Source organism: Lentilactobacillus rapi DSM 19907 = JCM 15042, from assembly GCF_001436255.1.
Lineage (GTDB): Bacteria > Bacillota > Bacilli > Lactobacillales > Lactobacillaceae > Lentilactobacillus > Lentilactobacillus rapi.
This window is the reverse complement of the sequence record NZ_AZEI01000014.1, coordinates 20,387-33,647: the sequence shown is the minus strand read 5'-3', so window position 1 is coordinate 33,647 and position 13,261 is coordinate 20,387. Positions and strand designations below refer to the sequence as shown.

12 protein-coding genes are annotated in these 13,261 nt (G+C 44.6%); 7 read left to right on the top strand and 5 right to left on the bottom strand.

Features of this window, described 5'->3' with window-relative positions; genetic code table 11:
• Positions 1-58 precede the first annotated feature (58 nt).
• Both FD12_RS02275 and FD12_RS02270 read left to right on the top strand, forming a co-directional pair.
• Positions 59-2,419: an ATP-dependent DNA helicase gene (locus FD12_RS02275; RefSeq protein ID WP_056981452.1), complete on the top strand. Its 2,361-nt coding sequence runs from the start codon at positions 59-61 to the stop codon at positions 2,417-2,419.
• A 101-nt stretch (positions 2,420-2,520) separates the two neighbouring features.
• Positions 2,521-3,372, top strand: a complete 852-nt coding sequence (locus FD12_RS02270) for a fumarylacetoacetate hydrolase family protein (protein WP_054747899.1) — start codon at positions 2,521-2,523, stop codon at positions 3,370-3,372.
• 598 nt (positions 3,373-3,970) lie between these two features.
• Here FD12_RS02270 and FD12_RS02265 read toward each other — a convergent pair.
• A complete protein-coding gene (locus FD12_RS02265) occupies positions 3,971-5,026 on the bottom strand; it encodes a lactonase family protein (protein WP_056981450.1) in 1,056 nt (351 codons plus the stop codon).
• A 98-nt stretch (positions 5,027-5,124) separates the two neighbouring features.
• Here FD12_RS02265 and FD12_RS02260 point away from each other — a divergent pair, with 98 nt between their 5' ends.
• From FD12_RS02260 to FD12_RS02240, 5 genes are all read left to right on the top strand, one after another.
• Entirely contained in the window at positions 5,125-5,616 is a 492-nt protein-coding gene (locus tag FD12_RS02260; RefSeq protein WP_056981448.1) for a GNAT family N-acetyltransferase, read from the top strand.
• A 146-nt stretch (positions 5,617-5,762) separates the two neighbouring features.
• Complete coding sequence (locus FD12_RS02255) at positions 5,763-6,233, top strand: Fur family transcriptional regulator (protein ID WP_054747901.1); 471 nt, start codon at positions 5,763-5,765, stop codon at positions 6,231-6,233.
• 308 nt (positions 6,234-6,541) lie between these two features.
• On the top strand, positions 6,542-7,534 hold the full coding sequence (locus tag FD12_RS02250) for a peptidoglycan recognition protein family protein (RefSeq protein ID WP_054747903.1): 993 nt from the start codon (positions 6,542-6,544) through the stop codon (positions 7,532-7,534).
• 270 nt (positions 7,535-7,804) lie between these two features.
• The gene (proB, locus tag FD12_RS02245) at positions 7,805-8,620 is read left to right on the top strand and encodes a glutamate 5-kinase (RefSeq protein WP_056981471.1); all 816 of its coding nucleotides are present in this window, start codon (positions 7,805-7,807) and stop codon (positions 8,618-8,620) included.
• Positions 8,613-9,857, top strand: a complete 1,245-nt coding sequence (locus FD12_RS02240) for a glutamate-5-semialdehyde dehydrogenase (protein WP_054747905.1) — start codon at positions 8,613-8,615, stop codon at positions 9,855-9,857. Before proB ends, FD12_RS02240 begins: the two co-directional genes overlap by 8 nt.
• Before the next feature lie 166 nt (positions 9,858-10,023).
• Here the strand turns inward: FD12_RS02240 and FD12_RS02235 are convergent, their stop codons facing one another.
• The 4 genes from FD12_RS02235 to FD12_RS02220 all read right to left on the bottom strand — a co-directional run bounded on the left by FD12_RS02235 (position 10,024) and on the right by FD12_RS02220 (position 13,232).
• Entirely contained in the window at positions 10,024-10,794 is a 771-nt protein-coding gene (locus FD12_RS02235) for a YibE/F family protein (protein WP_054747906.1), read from the bottom strand.
• On the bottom strand, positions 10,794-11,909 hold the full coding sequence (locus tag FD12_RS02230; protein ID WP_054747908.1) for a YibE/F family protein: 1,116 nt from the start codon (positions 11,907-11,909) through the stop codon (positions 10,794-10,796). Before FD12_RS02230 ends, FD12_RS02235 begins: the two co-directional genes overlap by 1 nt.
• Before the next feature lie 298 nt (positions 11,910-12,207).
• Entirely contained in the window at positions 12,208-12,642 is a 435-nt protein-coding gene (locus tag FD12_RS02225; RefSeq protein WP_056981446.1) for a universal stress protein, read from the bottom strand.
• A gap of 74 nt (positions 12,643-12,716) precedes the next feature.
• Positions 12,717-13,232 (bottom strand): acyl-CoA thioesterase, encoded by a 516-nt coding sequence (locus tag FD12_RS02220; RefSeq protein ID WP_082622137.1) that lies wholly within the window; start codon positions 13,230-13,232, stop codon positions 12,717-12,719.
• Positions 13,233-13,261 lie beyond the last annotated feature (29 nt).

The following is a 13,261-nucleotide window of genomic DNA, read 5'->3' as shown; positions in this document are numbered from 1 at the left end:
TTAGTTCGTTCAGCTATTGTATAATGTAGAGCAGTGAAAAATCGAAAGGAGTGGCAACATGACTGTTCATCAAATTGGCATTCGCGAGCTGGTTGAATTTTTACTGCGAACCGGCGACCTGAGCCCTGTCATCAGCAGTGAAAACACCCCTCAGGAAGGCAGTCGGATTCACCGAAAAATTCAGCGTAGTCGACCAAGCACCTACACCCCAGAAGTCGCCTTGAAAACTTCATTTGATTATCAAGACGATGAGTATGTCATCAACGGCCGAGCGGATGGGATCGATACCCAGGACGACCAGATCTTGATTGAAGAAATCAAAACGTCCGATCTGGAATACACAGCGATCCCGCAGGCCACCCTCGATCTTTATTGGGGACAAGTGAAAGTGTACGCCTATATCGTCCTTCAAGATCAAGATCTGGCGTCGCTCACCATGCAATTGACGTACGTGCAAACCCCGGATGAAATCATCACCACCAAGCAACAAACAATCACCAAAGATGAGGCCAATCAATTTTTTGCAGACCTCATCACCGAATACAAGGAGTGGCTCAAGCTGCGCCGTGAACTTGACGAGCGCCGAATTTCCTCAGCTAAGCAACTCAAATTCCCATTTGCCAACTACCGTCCCGGCCAACATCAACTCGCAACCAATGTCTATAAGGCGATCATGCTGGAAAAGCACTTATTTGTTGAAGCACCGACTGGAACGGGTAAGACCATTTCAACCCTCTTTCCAGCCATTAAATCAATGGGTGAGGAATTGATTAGGCGGGTCTTCTATTTCACCGCCAAGCAAAGCACGCGCCACGTTGCAGAAAATACCATTTCAATCATGAGTAAAAAAGGACTAACCCTCAAAAGCATCACCCTCACGGCCAAAGACAAGATCACCTTCCCGGCAGAAAAGGACGTTGTCCCCGAAGAAAATCCTTACATGGTGGGCTACTATGATCGAGTCCGCCCCGCCATTAAAGACCTCATCCAAAACGAGAATCAAATCACCAAAGAAACGATTCAAAAATATGCGGAAAAACACAAGGTTGACCCGTTTGAATATTCACTGGATGTCAGCTTATTTTGCGATGTGATCATCTGCGATTATAACTACCTGTTCGATCCCCAGGTCCACTTACAGCGATTCTTTTCGGTTCCGGATAAAGACAACTGTTTTCTGATCGATGAAGTCCATAACCTGGTCCAACGATCAAGAGAAATGTACTCAGCCACCTTGGAGTCAACCCCGATTGACCCCTTAATCAAGCGGTTATCACATAAAAAAGCTGCGAACGCCAAATTAATTAGCAAGCTCAAATCACTGAAGCGCTCATTCAAACGTTACAGCAAGGATGCTGCAGCAACCGTTGATCACCAGCTTGCCCAGCTTGAACCACTAACGAATTTCAACAGTACTCTCGGTGATTTGATTGAAATTACTCATCAATGGTTAGCCACTCAACCGCCGAGTGACACGGTTGATGCGGTGGTGGATTATTACTTTGCCTGCCGCAGTTATTATTTGATGGTGCAATTTTATGACGAAACGTACCGTACCAGAATAATCGTCAACGGTGACCGCATCATTTTCCGTCAGTTTTGCCTGGATCCCAGCGAGCACCTCAAGGAAAGCTTGGACTTAGGGCGGGCAGCGATTCTCTTTTCAGCAACTCTCAGCCCAATTAACTATTATCAACAAGTTCTGGGAAATGAAGCAGAGAGTTTGTGTATGATTTCCAATTCCTCATTTCCACAAAAAAATTCACAGGTCATTATTGCCAATAACATCAACACCCTCTACGCCAACCGGCAAAATAGTATCGAGCCAATTTGTGAGACTATTTTTACCATGATTTCGGCAAAAACTGGCCATTACATGGTCTTTTTTCCTTCCAACACTTATATGAACTTAGTCCTCAACCGCTTTGTGGAGCGCTATCCGGACGTGACCGTTGTCAATCAACGCCCTGATATGGATAACGCCGCCCGACAAGAATTTCTGGATGAATTTCGCACTCCCGATGGTCAAACCAAAGTCGGGTTTGCCCTTCTTGGTGGGATTTTTTCTGAAGGAATCGACTTGAAATACGACGCGTTAATTGGTGTCGGTATCGTGAGCGTGGGTTTACCTGGCATCAATGAAGAATCCGACTTGATTAGGGATTATTTTGATCAACTGAACGGTCAGGGATTTTCATTTGCCTACCAACTTCCGGGATTTAACAACGTCAGCCAAGCCGCTGGCCGGGTCATTCGCACTGACGACGACAAAGGCGTGATCGTGTTGATGGATCGGCGATTTAACCAAACCCGTTATCGCCAAATTTTTCCTCAGAACTGGCAAAATATTCAAGTTTCCAATAATGACCGTCAGCTGAATCATTTATTGGGACAATTTTGGAAGAATGGCAATGTTTGAGAATGAGTCGCTTTCTGGACACACTCACTCTGGTTCCCATTCACAATTGGGTGTATACTAATATCGCTATTTGTAATTGGACTATGCCAGGAGGGGTTATATTGAAATTAGCAATGTATGAAGATAAGCCAACATTGGTGGCTCTCCAAAATAATCAATTCTGGGGAGTCCCAGTTGATGGCTACAACTCAATCGACGACATTTTAAACGATTGGCAGGGATTCGTATCCAAAGTTCTGATTGATGTCAGTGACGAAAAAATCATTAACAACGATGATTCCAAAGCACTTGATCCATCTCAGTTTGAGTTACCCGTTCAACATCCCCGTCAAATTCCAGCAATCGGCTTCAATTATCTTGATCATATGAAAGAAATGGCGACTGCCAAGCCTAAAGCACCCAACGTCTTTAACAAATTTGTCAGTTCATTGGCGGGCCCGCAGAACGCCATTCACCTAAGCAGCGATACCGTGGACTGGGAAACTGAATTAGTGGTTGTCATTGGCCGCGGTGGCCGTAACATTAGCCGTGAAGACGCCGAAGATGCGATCGCCGGCTACATGGTCGGCCAAGACCTTTCCGATCGGCACCTACAGTCGATTGACGGTGCTGGCACTCAATTCGATCTCAGCAAGTCATTCAAGCACTACTCACCAGTTGGCCCTTACATAAGCACAATCGCCGATACCGATGACATTGTTTCCAAGCAAGTCATTACCAAGGTTAATGGTGAAATCGTCCAACAGGCGACCATTGACCAGATGATCTTCGATATTCAGACACTTGTGTCCTATATTTCCGGCGTCATTGAGCTGTATCCCGGTGATCTCATCTTCACTGGAACCCCTAGTGGAACAGGAGTTGGCCGGGATCCCCAAGTATTCTTGAAATCTGGCGATGTTATTACCAGTGAAATTGATGGCTTGGGAGCTATTTCAACGAAAGTTAATTAATGTGTTAAATACAAAAATTCCGGGAGAAGTTGTCTCTCGGAATTTTTTGATTGGTCTGTTGATGTTGGATTGGGGAATGGTTTTAGCGGGCTTGGCGGCGTGGATTAGGACAGCTCCTCCAAGCAGGAACTTCCACATAAGCACCCCAATCAAAAATCCTCAAAACCAAGGATTTCTGCTTGGGGAGACTTATGCTACAGTTCCTAACCGCTTGGATCCGCTCACTTTTCTTAGGACAGCTGCGTAAAGCAGAGATCTGCATGTAAGCACCTCGAACAAAAATTCCCAAAATCGGAATTTCCGTTCAAGGAGACTTACACTCCGATCTCTAACCGCTTTACTCCGCTCACTTTTCTTAGGACAGCTCCTCCAAGCAGAAAGCTGCATGTAAGGACCTCGGAGAAAAATTTCAAAACCGGAAATTTCTCTCCGGGGACACTTACACTCCGCTTTCTAGTCGCTTGGATCCACTCACTCTTTTCTTAGGACAGCTGCGTAAAGCAGAAACTTCCACTTAAGCACCTCAACCACAAATTCCAAACCCAGGAATTTCTGGTTGAGGCGACTTAAGTTCCAGTTTCTAACCGCTTTACTCCGCTCACTTTTTTCTTAGCACGCTAACCCCTTCCGGTACCGCGAAGTCCTTCTGGAGCATGGTTAATTTGCCAGATTCTGCATCTCTGGCATATAATGTGGCATTGTCAGAATTTTGATTTAAACAGATCACAAATGACTCGTCATCGCTCAAGTTGAAATCTCGTGGGAAATCGCCTTCCGTTGAGATTCTTTGGATTAATTTCAGGTCACCTTTTTCATCTGAGCTGAATACGGCGATCGTATTATTGCCCCGGTTGGAGACATACACAAATTTGCCATCGCTGGATTGTCTAACGGCAGCTGCACCATTATGTTCCGTCCAGTCATCTGGAATGGTTGATAAAATATTTCTCAATGACAGCTGACCGTTCTTGGCATCATAATCCAAGACGGCAATATTACTGCTCAATTCACCCACCAGATAGGCCACCTGCTTTTTTTCATCGAATGTGATATGGCGGGGGCCATAACCGTCCTCCATCTGTAATTCACTGACCGGCGTCAACTTACCAGCCTCACTTACGTCATAAATAAAGACCTTGTCAATTCCCAGGTCAACGACAACCACCCGATTATCCGGAGTCAAGTCGATATAATGTGGATGAGGGCCATCCTGCTGTTCTTTTCTGAAGCCAAGGGTTCCCTTATCCATAATTCGATCAGCCAGAGAAATTGACCCATTGTCAGCAATTTTATACGTACTGATAATGCCAGCATGGTAGTTAGCTGTGAAGACTAATTTTCGGGCATCGTCTACCGCGATATAAGCTGGTGAAGTTTCTTGATCGTGAATCCCGGCGATTGGAGCAAGTGGATAATTATCGTTAGTCCCATCCCATTCATAAAAACCGCCGGTGACATTACCGTTATTGTCATCTCTGACTTTAGTAATCGCATAGATGCGTTTTTGCTTCGATTCAGCGACATAGGTGGGATCAATGGCGCTGCCAACAAATTCCAAATTTTTTAGTTTTTGATTATCTGGATCCAATTCAAGTTGATAAACACCTTTACTGATTCTTCTGGTGTAGGTTCCAATTAAATATGTTTCAGTCAAAATGATACCTCCAGTAATTCAGTTTATATATTCATTATGCCACAGATAAAGCGCAACCAAAATACTTTGAAAGCTTTTTCACGAAAGGATCGTTTTACATGACTTCATTTGAAAAGTTTCATCCCGTTCTAACCGCCTACTACACGTTAGATTGGCTGACCCAAACACCCGTTAAACAAGTTGACGCCCTTTTTAATCAGCCAGTAATTTCAACCACCAAAGCCGATCACCTGCCCACCCAAATTTTGGATACAGTTAAAAGTATCAACCGGGTGATGCAAAAAGTGATGAATGGCGCTGAATTGACTTGGGGAATCACTAACTCCGATTCTCAGCAGTTTATTGGAATCATCACAATCTCTGGCTTTGAAACCACCGATCAAGTTGGCAACATCGACTTCATCATTGACCAATCAGCAATCAATTCTTCGAAGGAAGTCATTGAACGAACAGTGAAATTTGCCAGCGACCATTTTAATTTCTCAAGCTTGCAGATTGAACTCGCCCAAAAAGATGATCAGATGATTCAGATTTTGGCAGGGCTTGGCTTTTCTCGGGCATCCTCATTAACATTCACCACCCAACTGTAACCAGCCAACTTGTCGCAATTGAACCGCTTATTATTTGTAACCAATTTGTAACTTCATAATGATTGAATAAATCGTCAAAACATATTAGAATGATTCTAAAGTAGTTAACGATTCTATTTCACGTCATTGTGTGAAAGAGGCCCACCATGCCCACTAATTCAACATTAAATCACTCACTTGGTCGCCTGAAGGAACAAGGCGTTCGGATCACACCACAGCGAGAAATTATTTTGGACTATTTGATCACTCACCACAATCACCCATCCGTCGATACAATTCGGGAGGGGATTGAATCTAAGCTTCCCAATTTGAGTGTTGCCACCATTTATAACACCCTGAAACTGTTAGTGGATAAGGGATTGGTGATTGAATTACCAAATAACGACGGCGGCATTCGCTACGACTTTTTTGGCTTTCCTCACTATCATGCGATCTGTGAAAATTGTGGAAAAATTATCGATATTTTCGACGATGAGTATCCGGATATCGTTAACCATGTCCGAGAAACGACCAAGGCAAAGACTGGTTTCCTAATAACGGGAACTCAACTCGAAGTTTCCGGTATCTGCCCAGATTGTCAACGCAAACTTCACTTAGATAGCGGTTCTAAACAATAACCGGTTTGCTTTATTCAGGCAATTGTTACAAGCTAAACACACTGGTACATCAATGTTTTAATCAGTTTTCGCCCATTTTGTCAACAACTCTTAATATGATTGACAATAACGACGCTAAAGCCCGTGGGAACGCGTTAAATCGCGACTCACGGGCTTTTTGTCTGGTTGAAATGACCCACCCAAATCGTTTATATTAACACTCGTAGCATTAAACTATGTAAATATATGATATATAAAAACAACTAAAACTTTACTTTTAAAAATGCAACTTGTAACAAACTATTATCAATTCTGAAGGGGAAATCACTTTGAAAAAGCAAACCATTTTAACTGCCGTTTGCTCGCTGTCATTTGCAGCACTCGGCCTATTTTCACTTAATACCACGCCGGCCCATGCCAGCAGCGTCAACGACTATATCGCCAGCAATAATATTGGCCATTCGAGCATCACGTCGTCCATCTGGAGTGGCTTTCCCAAAAATAAATACCGCAACAACAAACCAGAAGGCGTTGTGGTTCACGAAACCGCAAACCCAAATTCAACCATTTATAACGAAATTGCGTATATGAAGCGCAACTATTCTGCTGCGTTTGTCCACACCTTTGTGGATGCCAGCCGAATCATTAACATTGCCAACACCAATTACTTGGCTTGGGGAGCCGGTTATCCTGCCAACGCCCGCTACGTCCAATTTGAGCAGGTTCGCGTTCACAGCAAGTCAGCATTTGCTCACGAGATTGCAAATGCAGCCTACTATACTGCCTATATTTTGAACCAGTACGGTCTCACCCCAAATGATGCTGCTTATGACGGTAAAGGCACTGTCTGGTCACACGGCGCCGTTTCCAAGTATCTCGGTGGCACCAATCATACCGATCCAACCAGCTACTACGCATCAATGGGGAAAACTTACTTTGGGGCCAGTTATACATTTGCCCAATTCTACCAATTGGTTAAGACAACTTACAATAACCTTCAAAGCAGCGGCTCAGCTCATGGGGCAATTACGTCGAGCGTGAAAAAATCATATGATCAAGTTTCGTATGCCAGTGCAGATTCACAAGCGTTATTAGGAGATAACTACGATTCATACAGGCTATACAATCATGTGAAAAATTCTCGGGCGAATGTCAAAAAGTACTCATGGTCCTCTGTCAAGCCGAAAGTTGGTAAGAAGGTCTATATTGATAACATTGGGACTAAAGATAATGGTCACGATTGGTACCGAATTCGTTTCTCATCGGATGCTGGAGCAACCAAATACTGGGTTTACGAAAAGGCCCTCAATTTGGAACAGTAACAGCCAATCAGTTGACAATTACGCATCAGTTAGGATATGATTACGGTGTTTTAGAAGACCAAGTAGTGCCCCTCAGAGAGGATGCCAATAGCTGAAAGGTGTCCGTTGTGCACGAATCCTACCTTCTTCATAATTTGTCTTAACCTGATACGGATCTTTCCGTTATAAAATCAAAAGTGTGAAGCCTAGCTTTGAATGAGAATGGTACCGCCCGCAATGGGTGTCTCAATTCAAGGCGGGCTTTTTTTATACAAAAATGGTGGTGAAAAAATGGGAACTAGAAAAATTAACGCAAATCGAATTGTCGTCAAAGTTGGAACCAGTAGCTTGATCCATCCAAATGGCGCCATTAATTTAGAAACCTTTGACCAGTTGGCCTATACCCTGAGTGCCCTCAATAATCAGGGGAAAGAATTGATTCTGGTTTCCTCTGGCGCGATGGGGGTCGGTCTTAATAAGATGCATCTCAAGCAGCGGCCAGCAGAAATTGGCGCTCAACAGGCATTATCAGCGATTGGGCAATCGGAATTGATGACGTTATTCACCCAACGGTTTGACCATTACCTGACAGATATCGCTCAGGTCCTGCTCACCCACGATATCTTCGACTATCCCAAGAGCAACAAGTTCGTTATGGACACCTTCAATTGTTTGCTCAAGGACAATGTTGTCCCGGTTGTCAATGAAAATGACACTGTGGCAACCGATGAATTGGATCACCGGACAACCTTTGGTGATAATGACCAGTTGTCAGCAATCGTTGCCAGTCATATGAATGCCGATTTATTGATTGTCTTGTCAGACATCGACGGCTTTTATGACCAGAACCCCAAAAAGTTTACCGATGCGCATTTGATTAGTGAAGTTTCCAACGTTGCCGATGATGAGTTTACCGTTGCCGGCGGCAGTGGCAGTCGTTTCGGTACCGGTGGCATGCACACCAAGTTACTCGCCGCTCAACGCATGTTGGCTGAAAATCGGCAGATGGTGCTTGCTAACGGCAAAGACCCCCAGATCATTTTTGATATATTGGCCGGTAAACCCGTAGGAACCCTATTCTCAAAGGAGTGTGTTACCCATGAATGAGGAATTAATCCAGATAGGTCAAAACGCAAAGGCAGCTGCTTATAAACTGAATTTGTTGGATACCGTTACCAAGAACCAAATCTTGAATCAGTTTGCCGAATCCTTAGTTGCAAACACCGACGACATCCTGGCCGCAAATCAAAAGGACGTCAAAGATGCCAACGACATGCCAGCTAAATTTACTGACCGGCTTAAACTAACCGAACAACGCATCAAAGATATGGCAACCGGCTTACAACAAGTTGCTGCCCTCGCCGATCCAATCGGCAATATTGATAAGGGCTGGACCAACGATGCCGGCTTACTCATCGAAAAGCGGCGCGTGCCATTAGGTGTCGTTGCCATGATTTTTGAGGCCCGGCCAAACGTCACCGTTGACGCGTCTGCCCTCACCTTTAAAAGTGGCAATGCCGTCATTCTTCGAGGGGGCAAGGAAGCTTTGAACAGCAATCTCGCCCTTGCCAACGTTTTACGGGGTGTCCTTAAGAAAAATGGCCTAGATGAGAATGCAATCCAAATTTTACACGACACCAGCCATGCCACTGCCAATGATTTAATGCATCTCAACCAATACGTTGACGTGTTGATTCCCCGTGGTGGTGCGGGCCTCATCAATGCGGTTGTCAAAAATTCAACTGTCCCCGTCATCGAAACTGGGGCCGGCAACTGTCATATCTACGTTGATAAGGACGCCGAGGAACAAATGGCCATTGACATCATCGTGAACGCCAAGGTGCAGCGCCCCTCTGTTTGTAACGCAGCTGAAAAATTGCTGATTCATCAAGACGTTGCGGATCAAATGCTGCCAGCCATTGCCCAAGCACTCGCGGATCATGGCGTTGAGTTGCGGGGTGACGACCGCAGCCGGGCAATTGTCCCTTCAATCAAACCGGCAACGGATGAAGACTGGTCAACTGAGTACAATGATTTGATCATGGCAATCAAAGTCGTTGACGATGAGCAGGCTGCCATTGATCACATCAACACCTATTCCACTGGCCATTCAGAGGTCATCATTTCAGACAATTATCAAAGCGGTCAAGCGTTCTTGACCCAAATCGATTCAGCGTGCGTTTACGTCAATGCTTCGACCAGATTCACCGATGGCTTTGAGTTTGGATTTGGTGCCGAAATCGGCATCAGTACCCAGAAGTTACATGCACGGGGCCCAATGGGATTGACCGAACTTACGACCACTAAGTATGTGATCCGTGGAAATGGCCAAGTTAGAAAATAAACTCAAGGATGGACATTAGTCAGCAAAGGATTTATCAATGCAATCTGGCTTTCCCGTATTATATTGATAAAACTTGCGACAAATAGTTAATCCAAATCTCAAAAAAGCACTTCGAAATCAAAATCCGCGGCTTGGATTTTGGCTTCGAAGTGCTTTTTTAGTGTGATCATTTATTCATCGTTTTATCCTGAACTTTTTTCAACCGAAAACTCATCATCCAAGTCGTAATTGGAATCGTCAGGACGACCCCGATCAGCGACACCACAATTGCAATCAGCTCAGCGGCGAACACCTTATCATTCAAGATTTCACCCAATGAGTAGTTCAAGCCATAGAACCAAATGAACAGCGCCAGGGAACTACCGAAGAAGCCAAAGAACAGGGTGTTGACCGCCGTGCCGATAATCTGCTTGCCGATAAAAACGCCATCAGCAAATAATTCGCCACTTCGAATTTTATCATGCTGGGTCAAAATTTCATCCAGGCCTGAAGCGATCGCAATCGCGGCTTCAGCAATCGCACCAAGTGAGCTCAAAATAGCTGTGGCAATTGCAATCTTGGTAAAGTCAATTCCAATGTAGGTCGACAGGCCCTCCAATTCCTCGCTGTCCTCCAAGCCAAATCCACCAACCTGCGCCCAATACTCAATTGGGATAATGATCGCAATGAGGAGAATCAAGATGACACATGAAGCTTGAAATGCGGTCGTAGAAGCATTATCGCTAGCGCTGCTCCAGAAGATCGTAATGGACAGCAGAATCACGCTGGCAACTATCGTCACAATGATCGGCGGCGTGTGAAAAGCAATCAGGACAATCGAGAAGAACAGGATTCCAAAATTGACCACCATACTGAGAAATGAAGTGATCCCCTGCTTGCCGCCAACAATCATCATTAGGACGAGCAAAACGATCCCCAGACATGTAATTGATCCCATCAGCGTTCATCCCCTTTGATCCACAAGCCGGCAAATAGGCTTGATAAAATGACCGTCAAGACAATTCCAATGCCACTAATCAGACTGGAAGTCATCCCCAGTGACATGTTCATCGAAAATGAATATTGCCATGTATTACCATTTTTCAAATACAGCAGCGTCATTGGCAATGTTTCCGCCATGAAAATGAAGAATAGGACGTTAATCAGCGGTCCCATGATCGATTTCCCAATTTGACGGCCAGAATTGAACAACTGCATTTTAGAAAGTTCGGGCTTCTCAGTCTTCAAAGTCGCCAATGAGGCCACAATATCAGTGGCTTCATCCATGACGGCACCAAGGACCCCAATCAAAACTTCAGCGATGAAAAGTGGCTTCGGCAGCTGAGTTACATATTGCATCGATTCATAATAAACGCCCTTTTCATGGGTAATACCAAAGACCATTAGCGTGATCAAAATGGTAATTGCGGTTGCTGCCAACACGGCTGAGAGGGTCACCAACATTTTCCGACTCCAGCCCATGACTAAAAACAACGTGACGAAGCAGAAAATCACGGCGAGAATGCTAAAGATTAAAATCACGGCAGCCCCGTCATTATTGTGATCAATTATGATCGCAATCCAAAACAGAATGGTATTAATGACGATGCTGGAGATGACCGTCACCCCTTTCCATTTCAAAATGATAAACAACAAGCTGATTGCCAAGGCAAACAGAAAGGCAATTGGCGCGTCCCGCTTCAAATCTTTAACGGTTGCGTGAAGTTTGGGGCTTGTATGGAGGGTGATAAACAGTTTCTGGCCTTTAATGTAATGATGATCCATTGCGTGGGAGTCTGAATAAGCGTTATCAATCGTCAGCCGATGACCAGCATATTTGCCATTCACGATCTTGCCGTAAAGCGTCTGTTCATGATAATGATCGACATTTTGAAATTCATCCGTCATTTTGGATGTCTTGCCTGATTCCACCTTGGTCACTTCAAAAATCGGCTGGGAATATAAGGCATCATTATGCATAAATAAAAACGCGGTCAAAAAGCAAAAGGCGATTGCAATTAAAACTTGGACCCACGTCATCTTGTTCGTTAATTTATTATCCATGTCAGCCATCTTTTCAAAATTAAGTTAGTGTTATTGTAACATTTGAAAAGACCAGTTAAAGGGTAATCGTTACATATTAAAAAAACCGCAAACAATGACTAATTGCTTGCAGCTTCTGGTCGCCCACCAGATTTTCCAGCCTGTGCGTGGAGATTTCTCCAAGCTGAGAGAATACCGGCCATCGGAGCTGAACCCGGGCTTCGAGTAGCACAGCTCACTTCTAAAAAGGGGCGCTGATTCAAACCCTAAAAGTCAGGATTTAATCCAGCGTCCACTGTCGAAAATGATCCTAAAAGCCAGCTTCTTTCTATGCGCGCTGGTCAATAACCATCACATTTACTTGAGAATGACGAACCACATATGCGGTAGTTGAGCCTAAAATCGCTCTGGAGATGCCGTTGACACCCGATTTCCCCATGACGATCAAGGATGCGCCGTATTTTTCTGGTAATTCTTTTGAAATTTGAACCTTTGGCACCCCAACGACAAAGTGGGTTTCTGCCTTGGCATCTGCTTTTTCAGCTTGTTGCTTAGCATCAGCCAAAATCTCTTCGCCGCGCTCACGAAATGTCTCCATCACATCTTGGCCTAAAGTGACCCCGTATTGAACATATCTTTGGTCACTGGCCACCGACACAATTTGCAGCGTTGACCCAAATTTTGCGGCAAGGGTGGCTGCTTCGCCAACAGCATGCTTGGAATTTTCACTCCCATCAACTGGGACTAAGATTGTTTCATACATAACCGACACCTCCAAATTGGTATTTTCACCTTTAGTTTACCATTTTGGTCATGATTAGACATGCATAAGGATTGTTAGTTTGATAAATGTTTCAGAATCGTTTGATTAGCTGCCAATTCGGTGTGTCGACTCGCCAACCGGTCTTGAAATCCCCCACATATGAATTTCTCTTCGGCACTTTCAGGCACTAATTTTGGAAACTGGATTTGCTGAGGATCCGCCATCACAATTAAGGTGCAAAATGCAATGAACGCCGGTCGCACTGCCCTCGTTTGCTTATTAAACGTTGAAAATTTGGTGAACACCTCAACTGATCGTTTATCGGCGCCAGTCACATACGACGTGCATTTCAGGATATCTTCCGGCGTGGCTGGGCTGACAAACTGAACGTGATCGTAACCAGCCGTCACGAAATCTAAGTCGGCCGGAATAAATTTAGCCGCTGCCAAGCCAGCATTGGCATCCAAAATTTCCAGCGTCTTGCCACCAAATTGAATCCCGCCATTATTGAGGTCAGCGGGAAAAATATAACTTTCATGAATCGCATAGGTTGCTGCACAAGTTATTTTCTCGATAAAGATCGCCTCCAAAAAACATTATGCGGACCATACTTGCTATC